The 20,526-nt window shown below is 64.3% G+C and carries 18 protein-coding genes; 3 read left to right on the forward strand and 15 right to left on the reverse strand.

The window, feature by feature from the left end; translation table 11 throughout:
* Positions 1-38: 38 nt before the first annotated feature.
* The 6 genes from ACNA0R_RS09175 to ACNA0R_RS09200 all read right to left on the reverse strand — a co-directional run bounded on the left by ACNA0R_RS09175 (position 39) and on the right by ACNA0R_RS09200 (position 6,509).
* Positions 39-950 (reverse strand): TPM domain-containing protein, encoded by a 912-nt coding sequence (locus ACNA0R_RS09175; protein ID WP_415825664.1) that lies wholly within the window; start codon positions 948-950, stop codon positions 39-41.
* A complete protein-coding gene (locus ACNA0R_RS09180; protein ID WP_415825665.1) occupies positions 950-1,558 on the reverse strand; it encodes a LemA family protein in 609 nt (202 codons plus the stop codon). Before ACNA0R_RS09180 ends, ACNA0R_RS09175 begins: the two co-directional genes overlap by 1 nt.
* Positions 1,559-1,669: 111 nt before the next feature.
* Positions 1,670-2,680: a 4-hydroxyproline epimerase gene (locus ACNA0R_RS09185; RefSeq protein ID WP_415825666.1), complete on the reverse strand. Its 1,011-nt coding sequence runs from the start codon at positions 2,678-2,680 to the stop codon at positions 1,670-1,672.
* Between the two features lie 81 nt (positions 2,681-2,761).
* A complete protein-coding gene (locus ACNA0R_RS09190; protein ID WP_415826056.1) occupies positions 2,762-4,003 on the reverse strand; it encodes an MFS transporter in 1,242 nt (413 codons plus the stop codon).
* 179 nt (positions 4,004-4,182) lie between these two features.
* Entirely contained in the window at positions 4,183-4,590 is a 408-nt protein-coding gene (locus ACNA0R_RS09195) for a GlcG/HbpS family heme-binding protein (protein WP_415825667.1), read from the reverse strand.
* Positions 4,587-6,509, reverse strand: a complete 1,923-nt coding sequence (locus tag ACNA0R_RS09200; protein ID WP_415825668.1) for a propionate--CoA ligase — start codon at positions 6,507-6,509, stop codon at positions 4,587-4,589. The genes ACNA0R_RS09195 and ACNA0R_RS09200 overlap by 4 nt, the downstream gene beginning before the upstream one ends.
* Positions 6,510-6,922: 413 nt before the next feature.
* On the opposite strand from ACNA0R_RS09200, the gene ACNA0R_RS09205 reads away from it, so the two are divergent.
* On the forward strand, positions 6,923-7,525 hold the full coding sequence (locus tag ACNA0R_RS09205; RefSeq protein ID WP_415825669.1) for a C40 family peptidase: 603 nt from the start codon (positions 6,923-6,925) through the stop codon (positions 7,523-7,525).
* Between the two features lie 57 nt (positions 7,526-7,582).
* Here ACNA0R_RS09205 and ACNA0R_RS09210 read toward each other — a convergent pair whose 3' ends face one another.
* From ACNA0R_RS09210 to lptF, 9 genes are all read right to left on the reverse strand, one after another.
* A complete protein-coding gene (locus ACNA0R_RS09210) occupies positions 7,583-8,620 on the reverse strand; it encodes a glycosyltransferase family 9 protein (protein ID WP_415825670.1) in 1,038 nt (345 codons plus the stop codon).
* Positions 8,621-8,796: 176 nt separating this feature from the next.
* Entirely contained in the window at positions 8,797-9,123 is a 327-nt protein-coding gene (locus tag ACNA0R_RS09215; RefSeq protein ID WP_415825671.1) for a DUF2325 domain-containing protein, read from the reverse strand.
* Between the two features lie 149 nt (positions 9,124-9,272).
* Entirely contained in the window at positions 9,273-10,217 is a 945-nt protein-coding gene (locus ACNA0R_RS09220; RefSeq protein WP_415825672.1) for a CysB family HTH-type transcriptional regulator, read from the reverse strand.
* A gap of 144 nt (positions 10,218-10,361) precedes the next feature.
* A complete protein-coding gene (locus ACNA0R_RS09225; protein WP_415825673.1) occupies positions 10,362-11,276 on the reverse strand; it encodes a hypothetical protein in 915 nt (304 codons plus the stop codon).
* 48 nt (positions 11,277-11,324) lie between these two features.
* A complete protein-coding gene (locus ACNA0R_RS09230) occupies positions 11,325-12,176 on the reverse strand; it encodes a hypothetical protein (RefSeq protein ID WP_415825675.1) in 852 nt (283 codons plus the stop codon).
* A 15-nt stretch (positions 12,177-12,191) separates the two neighbouring features.
* The gene (locus ACNA0R_RS09235; RefSeq protein WP_415825676.1) at positions 12,192-13,652 is read right to left on the reverse strand and encodes a hypothetical protein; all 1,461 of its coding nucleotides are present in this window, start codon (positions 13,650-13,652) and stop codon (positions 12,192-12,194) included.
* A 38-nt stretch (positions 13,653-13,690) separates the two neighbouring features.
* Positions 13,691-15,271, reverse strand: coding sequence for an OmpA family protein (locus ACNA0R_RS09240; RefSeq protein WP_415825677.1), 1,581 nt, complete (start codon positions 15,269-15,271; stop codon positions 13,691-13,693).
* Between the two features lie 380 nt (positions 15,272-15,651).
* Entirely contained in the window at positions 15,652-17,145 is a 1,494-nt protein-coding gene (locus ACNA0R_RS09245) for a CoA-acylating methylmalonate-semialdehyde dehydrogenase (protein WP_415825678.1), read from the reverse strand.
* Between the two features lie 124 nt (positions 17,146-17,269).
* A complete protein-coding gene (gene lptF, locus ACNA0R_RS09250) occupies positions 17,270-18,409 on the reverse strand; it encodes an LPS export ABC transporter permease LptF (protein WP_415825679.1) in 1,140 nt (379 codons plus the stop codon).
* A gap of 62 nt (positions 18,410-18,471) precedes the next feature.
* Here lptF and ACNA0R_RS09255 point away from each other — a divergent pair, with 62 nt between their 5' ends.
* Together ACNA0R_RS09255 and ACNA0R_RS09260 are read left to right on the forward strand one after the other, a co-directional pair.
* Positions 18,472-19,983 (forward strand): leucyl aminopeptidase, encoded by a 1,512-nt coding sequence (locus ACNA0R_RS09255; protein ID WP_415826057.1) that lies wholly within the window; start codon positions 18,472-18,474, stop codon positions 19,981-19,983.
* A 28-nt stretch (positions 19,984-20,011) separates the two neighbouring features.
* Positions 20,012-20,467, forward strand: a complete 456-nt coding sequence (locus tag ACNA0R_RS09260; protein WP_415825680.1) for a DNA polymerase III subunit chi — start codon at positions 20,012-20,014, stop codon at positions 20,465-20,467.
* The last annotated feature ends 59 nt before the right edge of the window (positions 20,468-20,526 follow it).

Below are 20,526 nucleotides of genomic sequence, written 5' to 3' on the forward strand. Positions count from 1 at the left end.
GCCCTTCATACGTCGCATCCGGCGGGCGGAACAGGCGGCTACCAATTGCCCGACGCGCCGCCGCCGCCGAAACTGCCGCCGCCGCCCGAAAAGCCGCCACCACCACCGAAGCCGCCTCCGCCGCCGAACCCGCCGGAACCACCATACCGGCCGCGGCTGCCCGCGATGCCGCCCAGGATGGCGCCCGGCAGCACGCTTCCCCGCCGCCTGCCTCCCATGCCGCCACCCATCCGCGAAATCACGACGATGACGATGAACAGCAGAATGACGAAGACGGGAATCGATGTCGGCCCATCCCGCTCGGCCGCCACCTGCTGCGCTGGCACGGCGTCGGGATCGCCGCTCAACACCTTCAACATGGCGGTGGTGCCGTCGACGATGCCTTTGTTGAAATCGCCCTGGCGGAATGCCGGAATGATCAGTTGGTTGATGATGGCCGAGGACGCCGCGTCCGTCAGTGTCCCTTCCAGGCCGTAGCCGACTTCGATGCGCACCTTGCGATCGTCGCGCGCGACGATCAGCAGGGCGCCGTTGTCCTTGCCCTTTTCGCCTATGCCCCAGCGGCGTCCCAGTTGGTAGCCGAAATCTTCGATGGAAACCCCGCCCAGGCTGGGCACCGTCACGATGACGACCTGCTGGCCGGTGGACTTCTCATGCGCGGCCAGCATTTCGGTCAGGCGCGCGCTGGTGGCAGGATCCAGCAGTCCGGCATTGTCGACCACCCGGCCGATCAAGGCGGGGGCCGGAGCGCCGGCCGAAGGCGTGGATGCCGTCCCGCCCGCCCCGCCGTCAGCGGCGGCAGGCCCTGACGGCGGGGCGGGTACGGCCGGGGCCGATGGGGCGGGTGCTGGAGGAGCGGGAGCGGCGGGCGACGACTGGGCGCCCGCCGCGGGCACCGCCCCCGCCAGCAGCAAGCACAACAGACAACGCAGCAACGCGCCTTTCATCATCAGAACTTGACCTTGGGCGCCTGGTCCGCCTGCGGCGCGCTGGCCTTGAAGGTCTCGCGCACCGGCAGGTCGCGATACATCACCATATGCCACAGACGGCCGGGGAAGGTGCGGATCTCGGTGTTGTAGCGCTCCACCGCGGCGATATAGTCACGCCGCGCCACCGCGATGCGGTTTTCCGTGCCCTCCAGCTGCGACTGCAGCGCCAGGAAGTTCTGATTGGACTTCAAATCCGGATAGCGCTCGGAAACCGCCAGCAGGCGGCCCAGCGCGCTGCCCAGCTGTTGCTGCGCCTGATCGTACTGCTGCAGCTTCTGTGGATCGTCCACCGTGCTGGCGTCAACCTGGATGGAGGTCGCCTTGGCGCGCGCTTCGACCACCGCCGTCAGGGTGTCCTGCTCCTGCTTGGCATAGCCCTTGACGGTTTCCACCAGATTGGGAATCAGATCGGCACGCCGCTGGTACTGGTTTTCCACCTGTGCCCAGGCGGCCTTGACCTGCTCGTCCAGCGTGGGGATGGTGTTCACGCCGCAGCCCGCCAGCAGCGTCGTCAACAACAGGGCCGCCAGCACGCGCCAATGTGAAAGTGATGCTTGCCTGATTTCCATGAATACCTCTCCTATCAAGGCCTCGCCCGCGAGAACGCCGCCAATAAGATGTTGCCGCGGTTCGACGGTGCGCCGGCGGGCGCCGGCGCCGCCGCGCCGCGCGGGGGACCGCTACACATTGTCCTTAAGCTGGAAGCCGTGCGCCAGCGGATCGCGGTCGTCGATGAATATCGTGTTGTAGCCTGTCATGCGCGCCCAGCCCTCGATGGAGGGCACGATGGCGTCCAGGTCGCCCACGCGGGTGCGCGCTTCGACCCGGCCGCGGAACAGCGTACCGATGATGCTCTCGTGCACGAAGTCGCTGCCGACATCGAGCTTGCCCTGTGCCGCCCATTGCGCCATGCGCGCCGACGTGCCGGTGCCGCAAGGCGAACGGTCGATGGCCTTGTCGCCATAGAACACCGCATTGCGCGCGTGGGCTTCGGGATGCCGCGGCGTACCTGTCCACAGCACGTGGGACAAGCCATTGATGGCCGGGTTCTCCGGATGGACGAACTGATACTTGCTACCGAACGCCTGCCGCAGACGCGGACTCCAGCGCAGCAGGTCCGATGGCTGCACGTGTTCCAGCCCGGCGAAGGCCTGTTGCGGCGAGACGATGGCGTAGAAGTTGCCGCCATAGGCCACGTCGGCCTTGACCAGCCCCAGTCCTTCCACTTCGGCTTCCAGCCCCGTGGCGTACAGGAAGGACGGCACATTGGTGATGCGCACGCTGTTTACGTACGGACCATCCTGCTCATAGCGCGCTTCGACCAGGCCGGCAGGCGTATCGATGCGCAGCACGCCCGGCTCGCGCGGCGTCACCAGGCCGCGTTCGAGCGCCATGGTGACCGTCCCTATGGTGCCGTGGCCGCACATCGGCAGGCAACCCGAGGTCTCGATGAACAGGAAAGCGATGTCGCAGTCAGGCCGCGTCGGCGGGTACAGGATCGCGCCCGACATCATGTCGTGCCCGCGCGGTTCGAACATCAGGCCGGTGCGTATCCAGTCGAACTCGCGCAGGAAATGCGCGCGCTTTTCGACCATGTTCGCGCCTTGCAGCACGGGCGCGCCGCCGGCGACCATGCGTACGGGATTGCCGCAGGTATGGCCGTCCACGCAGAAGAAGGTATGGGAAGTCATGACTGTGTCGCGTACGGTGGGAGGATTCGACGATAGTAGCCTTAATGCTAACGCCCGATGCCGGCACCCGGTGCCGGCCCGCTAAGGCCGTGCGTGATGCACGGTGTCCCGCTCCGCCATGCCGCGCGCCAGGTCCACGCGGCGCAGCAGGATCAGGCCGCCGACGAAGAACAGGCCGGTCACCAGGATGGCCAGGCGGTGGTTGCCATGGGTCACCCAGGTCACCAGGCCATAGGTCAACGGACCGATCACCGCCGCCAGTTGCACGGAAAAGGTCCACAGCGCGAAAAATTCCGCCAGCCTTTGTTCCGGCGCCAGCGCCCCCACCATGGCGCGGCCGGCGCTCTGGCTGGTGCCCATGCACAGGCCCGCCAGCGTCGCGGCGACCCAGAACACGCTGACGGTCACGGCCGCATAAGCGATCAGCACCATGGCGATCCAGCCGCACAGCGTCATGGCCAGGGCCCGCTTGTGGCCGATGCGGTCCTGTAAATAGCCGAACAGAAAAGCGCCGGCCGCCGCCGCGATATTGACCACGAACACCAGCATCATGATCTGGGCCATTTTGAAGCCCATGGCCTGTTCGGCATACACCGCCGCCAGCGTGATCACGACGGCGATGCCGGCCTGATAGCAGGCGACGCACATCAGCAGGCGCCGGAACTGCGGATAATGGCGCCCGGTGTCGCGCCAGGCGCGCAACAACTGGCCCAGCATATCGGGGCTGGCCTCGGCGCACTCGCGCGGACGCGCCCGTTCGCGCAGCCACAGGAAAGAAGGCAGCGCCGACAACGCGAACACGACGCAGGTCACGGCCACCACCCAGGGTACGAATTGCGGCGCGCTTTCGCCACGCGCCTGCGCCAGCGACACGACGACCAGCGACAGGCCCAGGCTGAGCATGCCGCCGCAATAGCCGAAGCTCCATCCCCAGCCGGACACCCGCCCCAGCGCGTCGGGACGCGCCAGCTCCGGCAGAAAGGACGCGACCGCGGACTCGCCCACGCAATAAAAATAGTTGGACACCGCGATGCCGATCAGCGCCGGCCAGACGTCGCCGGGTCCGGCCTGGGTCAAGGTCAGCGTGGCCAGGATGCAGCCCACCGTGCTGGCGAACAGCAGCCTGCGCTTGGCGCCGCGCGCATCCGCCCGCGCGCCCAGCGTAGGCATGGTCAGCATGATCGCCAGATAGGAAACCGATAGCGCGCCGGTCCAGGCCAGCGTCGCCCAATGGGCGCCGCCGCCCACCACGCCGACGAAATAGGCGCTGAAAACCGTCGTCAGAATGACGGTGGTGTAGCCGGAATTGGCGAAGTCGTACATCGCCCAGGACCATACTTCGCGCCGCGTGACGCCGGCGTTCAGGCTGCCCTGCAACGCAGGTCCGGGGGCGGACGCCCCTGGCCCGGATGGCTCCGGCGTGGACGCCGCGGCCTGCTGGGCCGCGGCGGGCGCCGGCGTGGGCGGCAGGGACGCGGGCGGTTCCTGCCTGGACGACGAACTCATAGCCCCAGCGCCGCGATGCCCGCCTTCGCCGTTTCCGCGTCCTCCGACGCCTTGACGCCGGACACACCCACCGCGCCGATGACATGCCCCTGCGCGACGATGGGTACGCCGCCTTCCAGCAAGCCGCTCATGGCCGGCACCGACAGGAAGGCATAGCGTCCGCCGTTGATGCTCTCTTCATACAGGCGCGACTCGCGCCGCCCGATGGCCGCGGTATGGGCCTTGGCCGGCGCAATGTGCGCGCTGACCGGCGCGGCGCCGTCCAGCCGCAGCATGCCGAGCAGATGACCACCGTCGTCGGCGACGGCGATCGTCACCGGCCATTGGTTCTTCAGGGCATGGGCTTCGGCCGCGGCCAGGATTTTCTTGACGTCGTCCGCGGTCAGGACGGGCTTGCTGATCATGTAAGAGACTCCTTGATCTTTTCGAGCGCATTCGGATCTTCGATGGTCGGCAGATCGCCGGGATCCCGGCCTTCGCAGACCGCGACGATTGCCCGCCGCAGCACCTTGCCCGAACGCGTTTTCGGCAAGGCCGCGACGAAGCGGATATGCGCCGGCCGCGCGATCGCGCCCAGCTGCTCTTCGACCACGCGCATCATATCGCCTTCCAGGGCGGCCAAGGCCGCGGCATTCTCCGGTTCCTGTTTGAGAACGACGAAGGCCTCCGCCACCTGGCCCTTCAGCGCATCGGCGACGCCCACCACCGCGCATTCGGCCACATTGGGATGGCTGCTTACCGCCTCCTCGATTTCCCGCGTGCCCAGGCGATGCCCGGCCACGTTGATCACATCGTCCGTCCGCCCCAGGATGTACCAATAGCCGTCTTCGTCCACCATGCCCCAGTCGAAGGTCGAATACAGCTGGCGTCCGGGAATCGATTCGAAGTAGGTGCGCACGAAGCGCTCGTCGTCGCCCCAGATCGTCGTCATCGCGCCCGGCGGCAGGGGCGGCACGATGGCCACCACGCCCTTCTGCCCCGGCCCCAGGTCCTCGCCGGTGATCTCGCTGACCACCCTTGCGTCGAAGCCGTAGCAGGGAAAGGAGGGACTGCCGAAGCGGGTCGCGACCCGCTCCACGCCGGGCTGGCCGGACAGAATGGGCCAGCCGCTCTCCGTCTGCCAATAGTTGTCTATCACCGGCTTGCCCAGGGCTTCGCCTATCCAGCGGGCCGTCGGTTCATCCAGCGGCTCTCCGGCCAGATAGATCGCGCGCAGCGACGATACATCGTGCCGCCGCAAGAGCGCGGGATCCTGCCGTTTCAGCACGCGCACCGCGGTCGGCGCGGAAAACAGCGTATTCACCTTGAAGCGCTCGACCAGCCTCCACAGGATGGCGCCATCCGGGCGGACCGGCGTGCCCTCGTAAAGCACAGTGGTCTGGCCGCCGATCAGGGGCCCGTAGACGATATAGGAGTGGCCGACCACCCAGCCGATGTCGCTGGTGCAAAAGAAGGTCTCCCCCGGCTTGCCGTCGAAGATGTACTCCATCGAGGCCGCCAGCGCCACGGCATAGCCGCCGATGTCGCGCTGCACGCCCTTGGGCTTGCCGGTGGTGCCGGAGGTGTACAGGATATAGCTGGGATCATCCGACGCCATCCAGGCCACCGGCACGCGGGCGCCGGCATGGCGCGCGTGCAGGGTGGCGTAGTCATGCTCGCGCGCGTCGCGCCCGGCCGGACCGGCGCCGTCGCCGGCCTCTTTGCCGCCATCGCCCTTGCGGACCAGTCCCCGATCCAGCAGGATGACCGCCCGCGGCTGCGCGCTACTGATCTCCAGGGCCCTGTCCAGCAGCGGCTTGTAGGGAATCACCTTGCCGCCCCGCGAGCCGGCGTCGGCCGAGACGATGACCTTGGGTCGGGCGTCGTCGATGCGCTGCGCCAGATTGTGCGAGGCGAACCCGCCGAACACCACCGAATGGACGGCCCCCAGCCGGGCGCAGGCCAGCATCATGAATACCGCCTCGGGCACCATGGGCATGTAGATCAGCACGCGATCGCCCGGCTCGACGCCCTGCTCGCGCAGCATCGCGGCGGCGACGTTGACCTCATCGAACAGCTGCGCGCGCGTATAGATCCGCTCTTCATCGACCTCGGTGGACACCCAGATCAGCGCTTGTCTATCCGCCTGTTGGGGGAGCCAGCGATCCACGGCGTTGAAGCACAAATTGGTGCGTCCGCCGACGAACCAGCGGGCAAACGGCGGCCGGCTGAAATCCAGGATCGTTTCCGGTGGCACGTCCCAATGGATCCGGCCCGACTCTTTGTGCCAAAATGTTTCTGGATGATTAACAGACGAGTAGTGGAAAACCCGGGTTTTTTGCATCGCTGTCTCCTGTTATCTTGCGCTTGTTGCAGATTTTGACGATGTTTACGAGTTGTCTACGTCCGTCCGAGTCTGCACCGCGGGAAGTTGCAACGCAGTTGCCCGTGCCGCTGGGCACGTCCCCGCCTCCGCAGCACGCTCTTTCGGATATTTCTCGCCGATTCTATCCGTCCGATGTTTTGCGCCAAAGCGCGCATGGGATGAGGTCTGGCGTATACGCTGCTCGATCTAGAGCTATACGCAAGTTTTGATAGAATCGCCCCTCAGAAATTTCTTACACGGCGGTCGTCCGTCGTCTTCCAGGCAGAGTCACTCCTGCCTTCAAGCGAACAATGCAACGATACGACTACCGCACACTCTCCTTTTATCGTTTTCTCGCCCGACAGGGGCGCGCACTGCGCATCGGCGGCATCATGGCCGCCCTGGCCATCCTGGCCGGTTGCGCCAACACCGGCGCGCCGCGCAACACCGCATATACCGGCTTTGACCAGGACGCCTACGACGCCGCCTGGACCACCGCCGACGCCGACGATCCCATCGGCATGCTGCTGGCCCAGAAGCTTCGCCGCGGCAGCCGCACCGCCAGCTATCCCGGCAGCGCCGCCGCCACCGACAACACCCTGCTGGCCGGCGAAGCACTGAATTATCTTGGCATCCGCTACCGTTCCGGCGGCGGTTCCCCCAACACCGGTTTCGATTGCAGCGGCCTGGTCGGCTACGTCGCCGAACAATCGCTGGGCCTGAAGTTGCCGCGCACCGCCGCGGAAATGTTCCAGGTCGGCATGCCGGTGGCCCGCAACGATCTTCAGGTCGGCGATCTGGTGTTCTTCAATACCATGGGCCGCCGCTATTCCCACGTCGGCATCTATCTGGGCGAAGACCGCTTCGTACATTCGCCGAGCAAGGGCGGCGTGGTGCGCATCGAGCGCATGGACATGGCGTACTGGAACGCGCGCTACAACGGCGCGCGCCGCATCGACACGACGCTGGTAGCCTCGGCGCGCGCGCAAAGATAAAACCTCAGATACGAAAGTGCATGCCTGCATGGGCCCCGGTCGGGGCCCATGTCCATTTCAGCGGGCCGCGAGGTCCCTTGCCACGGCGGCAATCACCGGGTCCCATTGCCCCGGCGCGGGCTGCCGGTACAGCGACATCCCTGGATACCACGGCGTGTCATTCCTATCCAGCAGCCAGCGCCAGTCCGGCATATGCGCAAGCAAAAGGGACACCGGGCATCCCAGGGCGCCGGCCAGGTGCGCGGGCGCGGTGTCGACCGAAACCACATGATCCAGGCAGGCGATGGCAGCCATCGTTTCGCCGAAGCCGCCCAAGGCGCCGCCGGCATTGACCAGCGGCGCCGCGCCGCGATAGCCGTCGATCTCCTGCTGCGCGGGCCCCAGTTGCAGTGCCACCAGCGCGACGTCCGGCAGGTTCGCCAGCGGCGCCAATTGCGCCAGGCGCAGCGAGCGCCGGGCATCGTGGCGATGAGTGGGGCGGCCGGCCCACACCACCCCGATGCGCCGGTAGCGGGGGGGTATCAACTCGTCCAATCCCTTGCGCCAGGCAGCCACCCGCGTGGGATCCGCCGCTAGATACGCGTGGGCCCGCGGGATGGTTTCCAGCACCGTGCCGAAACGCATGGGAAGGCCCGAAAGCGGGCACCATGCATCGAAAGCCCCGACGTCATCCCACCGCGTCACGCAGCGCGCGCCGGACGCCACTTGCGTGACGACGGGCAGCATTTCGGGACTGCAGGCCACCGTCAAATTCGCGCAACGCGCCATGACGGCGGGTATATAGCGGCAGAACTGGATAACGTCGCCGTAGCCCTGGTCCGCCACCAGCACCAAGGTTCCATGCGACATGGGCGCACCGTCCCATAAGGGTTGGCCCTGGGCGATCGGCATCGGCGGCGGCACGCCGGGCAGCGCGAATCGCCATTCATATTCCGTCCAGCCTTCTTCCAGCCGGCCGGACAGCAGCAGGGCTTCGGCAAGATCCAGATGCGCCGATGCATCGTGCGGATCCCGCGCCAACGTGCACCGGTGCTGCTCGATCAGGGCGTCCAGCGAGAAGAGATCCGGTTGCGTGCTGCCTGGTGTGCCCGGCATGGGGATGCGCCGTCAGAAGCGATAGTCGGCCGACAACATCAGGCTTTGAGCGGACCTATTGCCGGTGCGGAACGCCGTATCGTAGCCGACCGCCACGTCCCGCTGTTCGCGGTTTGCATGCCGATTGGGGAAATCGCGACTACCTATAGCCGCGAAGTACCGGCAAATCCGGGGCCTTACGACGCGGCGTTCGCCCCGCGCCCACACAAGCCGCATTGCGCCAGCGCCTGCTGCATGCTGCACACCGAACGGCGGCAGGCCACCACGCGTATGCCGGAACGCTGCGCGGATTGGCGGAAAGTTTTCATCACGTTGTGGCCGAGAAAATCGGTCAGCAGAATGACCAGCTGAGTCCCGGTGGGAAGCTGCAGGCCACGTTTCTGGTGGGAAGGATCGCGTCCGCTGATGTGATGCGTGATCGCGATATTGTGGCCCTTCAGCAGATCGGGAATATTGCCCAGCCGGTCCGCGCCCACCACCACTGCGCTAAGTGCCGTCGACATGACAGACCTCGTTGCGTCGTTGATCGTGGGTTAATGATAATGATTCTTGTTTTTTAGGGCAAGTAAATGAGATGGATTCTCATTTAATTTAACTATTGGGCCCGTCCCGCAATAGCGGGCGCCACCTATCGCGCGGCGCCGCCTTCCCCTTATTCCTGCACGCCCTGCACTGCATCCAGCACGACCTTCCTGATCAGCGCCGGCGACAGCATCTCGATGAAGGTGTAGACATAGTCCCGCAGGAACACACCCGCCTTGATCCCGACACGCGTGGTATGCGTGCCGAACAAATGTCCCACCGGCAGGCCCACCAGGTTGCTGTCACGGCGCGGATCATAGGCCACGCCGGCGATGATCCCTATCCCCAGGCCAACATCGACATAGGTCTTGATCACGTCCGCGTCTATGGCTTCCAGCACGATGTCCGGATGCACGCCCTGCGCGGCGAAGACCTCGTCAATGGTTGTCCGGCCAGTAAAGGCGCGATCGTAGGTCACCAAAGGATAAGCCGCCAGCTGCTGCAGCGTCAGCCGCTTGGCCTCGCTGGACGTCAGTTCAGCCAGCGGATGATCCGGGCGCACCACCACTGTGTGCTCCCAGGTATAGCAAGGCAGCGTCGCCAGCCCCGGCGTCAATGCCAGCGACTCCGTGGCGATGGCCAGATCGGCCTGCTCGTGCAACACCATCTCCGCCAACTGCCCCGGGCTGCCTTCGGCCAGCGACAAATGCACCTTGGGAAATTGCCGCCGGAACGCCGGAATCACACGGGGCAGAAGATAGCGCGCCTGCGTATGCGTGCAGGCGATGATCAGCCCGCCTTCGTCGCGGCGCGCGAATTCGTCGCTGACCTTCTTCAGGTTGTCGACCTCCCGCATGATGCGGTCGATCACCTGCGACACCGCCAGCCCAGGCTTGGTCAGGCCCTTGATGCGCTTGCCATGGCGTTCGAAGATCTTGATCCCAAGCTCATCCTCGAACTCGATGATGGCCTTGGAGACGCCGGGCTGCGAGGTATACAGCATGCGCGCGGCCTCGGTCAGGTTGAAATCCCGGCGGATGGTCTCGCGGACGAAACGGAACTGTTGCAGGTTCATGAAGCGGTTCCCGTTGAAGGAACCCAATTATAAGTAATAAGGGAATATCCTTAAATTACTTAAAATTCTATGCTTCTGCCCTGCGGCGGCAAATGGCAAGCCTTGCTCGCACTGGCGCTAATACCGAGGCGCCGGACGCGACCATCAGGACTGCGGCTTGATGGAAACGTCGCCCTTACGCAGCGCGTACACGCCACTTATGGTGCGAATCCAAGTCATGTCGTCGGTCTCGTCCACAAGCTGGCCCAATGTATCGACATTGGCGAACGGCGCGAAGAACGGCGTTTTGAAAACGATGCGCTTTTCCTGAAGGTAGCGTTGAGGATCTTCATACCGTATGTGGTCGATAAGCTTCGCGTAGCCAGCGGTCATCGCGTCCCGAAGCGCAGCGGTCTGCTTCTCATCGGGCGAGCCGAATTGCGTGAAGGAGTAGCGCAACGGCAGCTCATACATATACTTTCCGGTCCACTTGGCGTCGCCTTGCCCCTTTTCGATCAGAAGGGCGGACGCGATCAATAACTGCTCGTCTTCCTGCTTCACGATGTACATGTAGGGGGTGATCTGCGCGGCGTCCGCATCCTTTTCGCGGATGTCGACACCCTTGGCAGTCGCGACCTTGCCGAACACCGCGGCCGGGTCCACGCCCACTTTACCGTGTAGCGCAAGCACATCCGCCTTCGTCTTCATGTTGATCGACGCCATATTCGCGGCGACGCCCAAGGTGCCAAACAACACGCCGACAGTGGCGGAGCCGCCGAATGGCTGCACGTACAAGATGGAGCCGGCGTCGTCCAGCGGCTGCAGCATATAGCTGTAGCTCGCCGCCAGCACGGGCGAATGTCCAAGCGCATAGCCCGGCCGTCCGCCCGTGACAGGCTGCAGGGCTTGCATCGTGGTGTTCGTGGTCACACATCCCGCCATCAGCGCCGTCAGGAAAACAATGCCCGCAAACCTGGAAACCTTCATCAATATAAGCTCCATGCTGGTATGGAAATCCCGCTCGCCTCGCCCAGGCGCGACGTATGGGAAGACGAGGCAACACGAGATGAAACCGGCCATGGACCCGCACCTCGATCCCCGGCGCCAAGGCTGCGGCGGCACCGGTCATCAATTAATCGGGGAGAGCAGCGCCGGCGCGCCAAAGTCGATAAGGCGGGCATTGCTGCGTACGAAGTACTGTTCCCAAAACAGCCGCAGGCGGCCCATGGTCTTGGGATCGCGGTAAACGCCCCTATCCTTCCCTGTCTTTCCGTCATCCTGTATCAGACCGGCGCCAAGGACGAACACCCGGGCTCCGCCAAAATCGCCGAATTGCTGCGCGGCCTCGACCTTCTTCATCTCGGCGGCCGGATCGATACTGCGGACGTTGTGGTTGGCATAGAAACTGGAGATGCTGGAGTTTTCCAGCATGTCCGATAGAAGAAAAACAATCTTGTCCTGTGCGACCGACTGCTTCACGCGGCTGGACAACTCTTTGAGGGCGGACAGAATGTCCGATTTGGCCAGCCCCGCACTGACTCCACCGAATGCCGTCCTGAGCGCGGTGGCCGCCTTCGTGCGGCCGAAACCGAGTTGATCGCGCATGCATTCATCGAAGGTGCGCAATATCTTCATACCGATGCCGTTGCGTACCTTTTCATCGACGGGTGCCTCGATGGTGCCCGCGCTCAAGACCTGCATGTACCGCCCTTGTCCGAAAGACGAGAAAGTTGCGACGACGTAGGCACTCCCCTGTCTGATAAGGCGACCAGCGTTCTCGTTCGCGGACGCCTGCAAAGTGGCGTCAAACGGCGTGGTCTGGTCAACAAGGATGAACACCTCGACCTGCGGCTGGGGGACTGGAAGGCCGATCTTGCTGGCCTCGTAGCAGCTCGGTACGCTGTTTTCCACACCGGCATGCGCGCTACCGCACAACGCCACGCTGAAAAGGCCGGCCACGCAGGCCGTCAGAATCTTCATCGTGTATCCCAACTCTCAGAACAACCCTTCAGCCGCTGCGTTTTGCGCTTCCTGTTCGCGGCGGTCCTTCCGCGCCTTCAGCCACGCGCGCAAGCCTGCATCATTCCGGACTGTGGCATCCAGCGAGAGAAAGTAGGCTTTCTCCTGCTCCGGATCGTTCAAGGCGTCGATATGAGCCCTTATTCGGTCCATGTCCGATGTCTGCGAAGTCGCCATATGCGGACTGCCGGCAGCTGCTGGCGCTGGCGCGCGGGCCGCGTGATCGGCCATGTCGAGCACGGAGGACCGCTGATTTGCCTCCCTCAGATAATCATCGAAAGTCTTGGTGAGTTTCATTCGATTGTTGGCGTTCGCCTCCAACCGCTGCTGAAGGTCCTTGAGCCGCCCATTGACCAGATCGCGGATAGGCTGGTAGTGATTCTTGTAGGCTCCGTAATCGCTGAACCCACCGGTCGAATCGTACGCATTTCTGGATTCGTTCCCCACGAAGCCATATTTGTAGCCGAGCAGCAGGCCGATCGCCTGGGTCGCGATGTAGATAAGACTCAGCATGAGGAAAGCCGTCATTCCTTCAACCGAGGTCCCGCTTTCGACTTCGCTCCTGGCCTTGTCGTCCGCCGCCTTTTGCGGTGCGGTGACCGCATCCGGCAAGGCGGCGGAGAATGGATTGAAGCTCGCGGAACTGCCAGTCATTTGCGCGGATTCTCGGGTCTGCTCATTCAACATGTGCATATACCGCAAACCCGTGGACAGCACCGCAATGCCCACGATCAGGATGACAGCCGCATAGACCCAGCCGTAACTGCCGCGATCGTAGGGATTCTTGGCGATGCGATTAAGGATCTGGTTGTAATAGGGAGCGTGGTCGTCGCGGCCGCGATCGTTTAGGCCGACCTGCTCTACCTCCAGATTCGCGCTGCTGTCGTTTTCCTTGAACTGAGCGAAACAGGCGCGCAGCAACTTGGTGCGACGATATTGATGGCCGGCTTGATGCGTAATCATGACCATGATTACGCATATGACGAAGACAACACAGACTGAAATGATGGCGACCATGTTGCTGCTGGCTTCGGTCGCCATCCAGGATGAAAGCATATAGGAGAACCCGATGCCTTCCGCGATGACGAGCACTACCAGCAGCGTCCAGATAGAGAGCGGAGCGGGCTTTTGCCCCTTGTCCGACGCCTTGCGCAGATATTCACTGTAGTGCGCGAACTGTGCTTCCGACATGAAGTTGCAGAAGGGTTTGTAAATCGCGCAAAGGCTTTCTTCGGCACGCAACCAGCCGTCATTGCCCTTCGTGCGGTCTTTGGAAAGGCGCGCGAGGCTACCGATCAGGGGCAATGACACCCACAAGTCGCGAAACCATAGATTGAACCGGAACAGCGCCACCGCGATCCCCAGCAAAATCATGGCGATGACGAAATAGACAACTGCTGTGTTTGCGGCGTAGAGATTATTCAGGGAGTCGAGCATGGCGCGTCCTCGGTATATATGTGCTGATCCTGGCCGGGCTATTGCCTTACCAAACTGGGCGAGAAGGTGGTCTGGTAGGGCCGCCCTGCGAGGGCATAAGCCAGATTCGAGTTGGGCGCATGGCTCGGATCCTTGTTCGGGATGACGATGTCCATGCATTGCAGGGAATCGTCCACGAACACCCTGTACAGCAGGGCTTCCGATCCCTGGTAGGCATTGACTTCCGGCGTGCTGCGGAAAGTGGGGGCAACTTTACTGTCGCCGGAATAATTGGCATAGACCAGGAGCTCGGGACGACGAGCGGGCGAGCCACCATCGCGCAGAACCGCGACGTGAATCAAGGCCACCAGATGTCCGTTGACGTTCGCCGTCCAGCTGGAGTCGTACACGCCAGGCAAGTAATCACTCGTCACGAAGTTGGCTTCTCTATCATTCTTGAGCGACTTCACGCCATTCGAAATGCGTGGCCGGTCATCCGCGCAACTTCCCGCGATAGGTGCGGCGTCGGCGTGTGCGACCCTTAGGAAACTGAGAGCCGATTTCTGAGCTGGCAGATTGCCGATGCTGACTTGCGTGTAGCGGCCATTGACTGGCGATCCGCCAAAGTCGATGTCGTGGCCACCTGCCCGAGGCGTCGCTACGCGAGCCGATTCGGCGGAGGATGTCCGCGCACCCGTCTCCGCCTGAAGGTCCGCTGCAGGCTTTTCGGATGGCGCCTGCGCGGACGGCACCGATGACGCGGTGGACACCGCGCCCCGCGCAGAGGCAAGAGCCGGTTTTGCCGCGGGTTTCTCCGCGGCGCGGTAATACGCCAGGATGGGCTTACGGTTGGCCAGATAGCCGGCCAGGGCTGCATCCTTGCTCAGGTCCACGACTTCCACACGGCGGTTGCGCGCCCGGCCCTCTTCGCTATGGTTGTCCGCAATCGGCAGAGTTTCGCCCGCGCCTTGGTAGAAAATCTGGTCTTCCGAGAAGCCTTGTGACACGAAGATGCGGGCCACGGAGCGGGCACGCGCCTCGGAGAGGTCCGCGTTGGCCTGAGAAGAACCGGTGTCGTCAGTGTGGCCCACCAGCAGGATACGCATCGCTTTATTCTGAGCTTCGATTTCATTCCGTTCGTTCGCACTGGCATTGGGCGGCACGTCGCGCCGATATGTCTCCGCCAGCTCGGCCATCGCTTTCGCGGCCTCAGGCAAAAGGGTGACCGAACCGGGTGCGAACTGCCCCCCCTTATCAATGATCGAAACGCTCAGGCCAGCCGCATCCCTGTCCGGCCCCGGGACTTGAGAAGACCCGGGGACCTGCGTGGCGGAAGGAACCTGTGCTTGTGGGATCTTGATGCTGGAGACAAGCAAGTCGAGATTGTTGGCCTTCGCTACTTTTGAAAGCGCGCAGCGGCGCTGGTCGATGTTGTGCCCGATGGCCCCCCCTACCAACGCCCCTGCCCCGGCACCGATGGCGCCCACAACGGCCCGGTTGTTCCCGTTCTTTCCGGCCAGCAGCGCGCCCGCCACCGCGCCCAGCACGCCGCCGATAACGGCGCCAGTGTTCCGGGAACTAGCGGCGCAGGGATCGTTGCTCGCGAATGTGCTTTGAAGCGAGTTGGTATCACCCGGCAAGGTCTGGCATCCGCTCAGTCCGAGCGTGGCAAGACAGACGGACAGCGTAATGGGAAGAAGCCGATGCGTGGCCCCGCGCGGGATTCCCTCGCCTGTTTGGGCGCTGCAATTTGTCATGATTAAGTGACATCCCTTAACGAAACTTCCTTGCTGAATGTATCTATGAAGATACAAAATGGAGAAACAGCAAGTATTAGTACCGTTCTGAATTCTTTGCTTGCATTCAGAATAGTGCCATAGCTTCGTAAGCGATACCAAGCATTACAACGCCTCGATGCACATCACGGCTTGAGAAGGGCACGAGTCAGTAAATAGTCAGCCTGTGGCATGACGTCCCGCTGGCGATGGACCCGCCAGCGGGCAGCGAGCGGCGCCGGCGCTCAACGCATCGTTATGGTTGTATTCACCGTGCGCCCATGCGCCGACCAGCGGGCCGTTACCGTCTTGGTCTGCGTCCAGAACTGCACCGCCTGCTTGCCGTTGGGCCCCAGGTCGCCCAGCTTGGAGCCGCGCGATCCCGTGAAACTGAACCACGCCACCGGCACCGGAATGGGAATGTTGATCCCCACCTGGCCGACATCGATGTTGTTCTGGAAGTAGCGTGCCGCGCCGCCGTCCTGGGTGAACAGGGCCACGCCGTTGCCGTTGGGATTGGCATTGATGAACTCGACGGCCTCTTCCAGCGTGTCGACGCCGGTGACGCACAGCACCGGGCCGAAGATCTCCTCCGTGTAGATCTTCATATCGCCGCGCACACCACCGAATACGGTGGGGCCGACGAAATTGCCTTGTTCGAAGCCCGCCACCTGGATGCCGCGGCCGTCCAGCAGCAGTTCGGCGCCCTCTTCCACGCCGTGCTGGATCAGGCCTTCGACGCGCGCCTTGGCAGCCTGCGACACCAGCGGCCCGAGGTCGGCCGTGCGATCCGTGCCGGCATTCACCTTCAATTGCCGGGCGCGCGCGACGAATTCAGGCAGCCAGTCGCGCGAGGCGCCGACGAAAACCGCGACCGACGTCGCCATGCAGCGCTGGCCGGCAGCGCCGAAAGCGGCGCCCAGCAGTTGGTTCAGGGCGACTTCGGGATCCGCGTCCGGCAGGATCACGCAATGGTTCTTGGCGCCCATCATGGCCTGGCAGCGCTTGCCGGCATCCGAAGCGCGCCGATAAATCTCCGTGCCGACGCGCGTCGAGCCGATGAAGGACACCGCCTTGACGTCGCGATGCTCGCACAGCGCGTTGGCGATATCCGCGCCGCCGTGCACGACATTCAGGACGCCCGGCGGCAGGCCGGCTTCCAGCGCCAGTTCAGCCAAAAACAGCGAGGCAGAGGGATCCTGTTCGGAAGGTTTCAGGACGAAGGTGTTGCCGCAGGCCACGGCGATCGGGAACATGAAGCACGGCAGCATGACCGGGAAGTTGAAAGCCGTAATGCCCGCGCACACGCCCAGCGGTTGGATCAGCGTGTAGACGTCGATGCCCGAGGCGGCGTTTTCCGCGTACTCGCCCAGCTGCAGGTTGGCGATGGAGCAGGCGTGTTCGACCACTTCCAGGCCGCGGCCCACCTCTCCTTCGGCGTCGGGCAAGGTCTTGCCGTGCTCGCGCGTGATCAGTTCCGCCAGCTTGCCGGTGTTCTCCCGCATCAACTGCTGGAGTTTCAGCATGACGCGCATGCGCGTGGCCTGCCCGCTATTGCGCCAGGTCTTGAAGGCTTCCCTGGCATTGGCGACGGCCTGATCCAGTTCTTCCCGCGTGGCATAGGGCACGCGGGCGACGACTTCCTGGGTGGCGGGGTTGACGACGTCGCGCCATTCGGTTGCACGCGACTGGACGCGTTCGCCGCCGATCAGCAGCGGGATGCGCGGGGCTTCGTTCATGGTCTCCTCCTGTTTCCTTGTGGGAATCGTGGTGCCGGTATCCGTCATGTTGCGACGGACCCGGCCGTTGTTGGGCCAGTGTAGAGGCGGACCCAACCAGGAGCAAGATGGAGATAACGCGCGATCAGGTGGCTGCCGTCCCCGGCGCGGGCGGCCTGGGGCCGCCAGTATCCTTGGGCGCCTTCACACGCAGCCGCCGCATGAACAGATACGCGGCAAAGCCGAGCACCGCCGCATGCACGGGCCACCAGCCCAGGCCGAAAGGAATGCGGCCATCGCCGATCCAGGCGCGGAACAGGTTGATCAGGTTCATGTACAGCAGCGCCACCAGGCCGGCGATCAGCAGATCGCCGGAGCGGCCCAGGCGCGGATTCACGGCACCCAGCGGAATGGCCATGATGGCCAATATCAGCGCAGCCAGCGGCATGGAGATCCGCCACATCACCTGCGACCAGGCATTGACGGTGTTGTCTTCCATCAATTGCAGCGTGCTGCGCGCCTTGCTGGAACGCTCGGCGGCGGCGCGCGCTTCGGCGGCGGGATCCTGCGTGGATTTGCTTTCCAGGCGTACGCCATAGTGATCGAACGTCGACATGCGGAATTCCGCGGAGCCGGGCTTCATATCGTAGCGATGGCCCGCGTTCAGCACCAGAAAGCGGTCGCCATTGGGCATGTTTTCCGTGCGCGCGCTGGCGGCGGTCAGCACGCTGAGCCATTCCGGATCGATGACGCGCGCGAACACATGGCCCAGTTCATCGCCTTTCTGGGTAGGTTCTTCGGCGAAGAAGACGCGCGCGCCATCCTGCGATTCCCCGAATTGCCCGGCCGTGACCTTGGATAGATCGGAGCGCTGTTCGAAACGCTCGCGGTATTCGCCGATCTGGCGATAAGCCCAGGGGGACGCCGCCAGCGTCAGCACGGCGACCATCACCGCCACCGGCACGGCCACGCGCATGACGGGGCGCAGCCAATCGGCCAGCGACAGGCCGCTGGCGAACCAGACCACCATTTCGGATTCACGGTAATTGCGGGTCACCGTGGTCAGCACGGCGATGAACAGCGCCACGGACATGATGGTCGGCAGCGCGGTAATCGTAGAGAAGGCGGCCAGGCCCAGCACCACGTCGGGGCCGATATTGCCGCTGGCGGCGTCGCCAAGCAGACGGACCAGCAGGACGCTGAGCCACACCACCACCAGGGTGGAGAACACAACGCCAGCGTGACTCGTGATCTCGCTGACGACAGATCGCTTGAATAGGGACATGGGAAAATATGCGGGATAATCGCTGACTATTATCGACGCACAAGGGAACGCCTTCAATGTCACTGGAATTTAGCACACACAGCACTGCCTCCCTGCACCAGGTCAAGACGGCCGCCCTGGCGGTCGGCGTCTTCGCCGAAGGCGTACTGACCGCCGCGGCGGACCTGATCGACCGCGCCAGCAACGGCGCGCTCCGCACGGTGGTAAAGACCGAATTCCGCGCCCGCCAGGGCAGCACCCTGGTCCTGCGTTCCCTGCCCGGCGTTTCCGCGCAGCGCGTAATCCTGGTCGGCCTGGGCAAACAGGAAGAATATTCGGCCCGCGTCCACGCCGCCGCCGAGCAGTCCTTCGCCGCCTATTGCGTTGGCGCGCAGCTGACCGAGGGCGCCTCCACGCTGGTTTCCGTGCCGCTGGAAGACACCCCCATCCGCACCCGGGCGCGCCTGGCCGCGATCGGCGCCGGCAACGCCGCGTATCACTACGATGAAAGCTTCGGCAAGCCCGATCGCGACGCCAGGCCCAAGCTGCGCAAGATCGTCCATTGCATCGAACGGGGCGACGCCACGCAGGTCCAGGCCGGCCTGCGCGAAGGCGGCGCCATCGCCAACGGCATGGAATTGGCGCGCACGCTGGGCAATATGCCGGGCAATCTGTGCACGCCTACCTACCTGGGCGAGACTGCCCAAAAGCTCGCGCGCACCTACAAGACCGTGAAGGTCCAGGTCCTGGACCGCAAGCAGATCGAAGCCCTGGGCATGGGCGCCTTCCTGTCCGTGGCGCGCGGCTCGGACGAGCCGCCCCGCTTCATCGTCCTGCGCCATGCCGGCAAGCCGGCGGCGCGCAAGCCCGCCAAGGACGGCAATGCCGGTCCGATCGTCCTGGTGGGCAAGGGCATCACCTTCGACTCGGGCGGCATCTCGATCAAGCCCGCCGCCACGATGGACGAAATGAAGTTCGACATGTGCGGCGCCGCCAGCGTGCTGGGCGCTTTCCGCGCCCTGGCCGAGTTGCAGTTGCCCCTGGACGTCATCGGACTGATCCCGACGTGCGAAAACATGCCCAGCGGCAAGGCCAACAAGCCTGGCGACGTGGTCACCAGCATGTCGGGCCAGACCATCGAAATCCTGAACACCGACGCCGAAGGCCGCCTGATCCTCTGCGACGCCCTGACCTACGCCGAACGCTTCAAGCCCGCCGCGGTCGTGGATATCGCCACCCTGACAGGCGCCTGCGTGGTGGCGCTGGGCAACGTCAACAGCGGCCTGTTCTCCAAGAACGACGCGCTGGCGGACGCCCTGCTGCGCGCCGGCCGGGAATCCCTGGACACCGCGTGGCGCATGCCGCTGGACGATGCCTACCAGGAGCAGCTGAAGTCCAATTTCGCCGACATGGCGAATATCGGCGGCCCGCCGGCCGGCGCCGTGACGGCCGCCTGCTTCCTGTCGCGCTTCGCCAAGGCCTATCCCTGGGCGCACCTGGACATCGCCGGCACGGCCTGGCGCGGCGGCAAGGAAAAGGGCTCCACGGCGCGTCCGGTGCCCTTGCTGATGCAATACCTGTTGAACCAGCTCTGATCGGAATCGCCAGACCGACGCAACCCTCATGGCACGCATCGACTTCGCCTTCGGCGCCCCGGACAGACTGCGCACCGCCTGCCAGGTGGCGCGCAAGCAATACCTGGCCGGGCAGCCGCTGGTGGTGTACTGCGCGGACCCCGTCCGGCTGAACGCCTTCGACCGCATGCTGTGGGCGTTCGACGATATTTCCTTTGTGCCGCACGTCCTGGCGACCGACCCGCTGGCGGCCGCGACCCCGGTGGTGCTGACCGCGGCGGATCCGTCCGCCGCCGCCACGCCCGCCGCGGCCGACCGCCCCGCCGCCTGGCTGCTCAACCTGGATGACGACTGCCCGCCGAACTACCAGGCATTTGCGCGCATACTGGAAATCGTGTCCGCCGAAGGCGACGACCGTCCCGCGGCACGACAACGCTGGCGCGCCTACGTGGCCCAGGGCGAAACGCCGCACAGCCACGCGATCGGCGGCAAGACCCAGAACTGACCTGCCGACCAGCCCGGCGTCGCCTTGACGCCAGGACGCGCCATATCCCGCCGCCGGGC

Origin of the sequence: Bordetella sputigena, assembly GCF_965137885.1 — a bacterium.
Lineage (GTDB): Bacteria > Pseudomonadota > Gammaproteobacteria > Burkholderiales > Burkholderiaceae_B > Bordetella_C > Bordetella_C sputigena.

Bases quoted from the DNA above. Each gene is read 5' to 3' on its own strand.
- ACNA0R_RS09175 (WP_415825664.1), bottom strand. From the start codon at position 950: ATGATGAAAGGCGCGTTGCTGCGTTGTCTGTTGTGCTTGCTGCTGGCG.
- ACNA0R_RS09180 (WP_415825665.1), bottom strand. From the start codon at position 1,558: ATGGAAATCAGGCAAGCATCACTTTCACATTGGCGCGTGCTGGCGGCC.
- ACNA0R_RS09185 (WP_415825666.1), bottom strand. From the start codon at position 2,680: ATGACTTCCCATACCTTCTTCTGCGTGGACGGCCATACCTGCGGCAAT.
- ACNA0R_RS09190 (WP_415826056.1), bottom strand. From the start codon at position 4,003: ATGTACGACTTCGCCAATTCCGGCTACACCACCGTCATTCTGACGACG.
- ACNA0R_RS09195 (WP_415825667.1), bottom strand. From the start codon at position 4,590: ATGATCAGCAAGCCCGTCCTGACCGCGGACGACGTCAAGAAAATCCTG.
- ACNA0R_RS09200 (WP_415825668.1), bottom strand. From the start codon at position 6,509: ATGCAAAAAACCCGGGTTTTCCACTACTCGTCTGTTAATCATCCAGAA.
- ACNA0R_RS09205 (WP_415825669.1), top strand. From the start codon at position 6,923: ATGGCCGCCCTGGCCATCCTGGCCGGTTGCGCCAACACCGGCGCGCCG.
- ACNA0R_RS09210 (WP_415825670.1), bottom strand. From the start codon at position 8,620: ATGCCGGGCACACCAGGCAGCACGCAACCGGATCTCTTCTCGCTGGAC.
- ACNA0R_RS09215 (WP_415825671.1), bottom strand. From the start codon at position 9,123: ATGTCGACGGCACTTAGCGCAGTGGTGGTGGGCGCGGACCGGCTGGGC.
- ACNA0R_RS09220 (WP_415825672.1), bottom strand. From the start codon at position 10,217: ATGAACCTGCAACAGTTCCGTTTCGTCCGCGAGACCATCCGCCGGGAT.
- ACNA0R_RS09225 (WP_415825673.1), bottom strand. From the start codon at position 11,276: ATGGCCGGTTTCATCTCGTGTTGCCTCGTCTTCCCATACGTCGCGCCT.
- ACNA0R_RS09230 (WP_415825675.1), bottom strand. From the start codon at position 12,176: ATGAAGATTCTGACGGCCTGCGTGGCCGGCCTTTTCAGCGTGGCGTTG.
- ACNA0R_RS09235 (WP_415825676.1), bottom strand. From the start codon at position 13,652: ATGCTCGACTCCCTGAATAATCTCTACGCCGCAAACACAGCAGTTGTC.
- ACNA0R_RS09245 (WP_415825678.1), bottom strand. From the start codon at position 17,145: ATGAACGAAGCCCCGCGCATCCCGCTGCTGATCGGCGGCGAACGCGTC.
- lptF (WP_415825679.1), bottom strand. From the start codon at position 18,409: ATGTCCCTATTCAAGCGATCTGTCGTCAGCGAGATCACGAGTCACGCT.
- ACNA0R_RS09260 (WP_415825680.1), top strand. From the start codon at position 20,012: ATGGCACGCATCGACTTCGCCTTCGGCGCCCCGGACAGACTGCGCACC.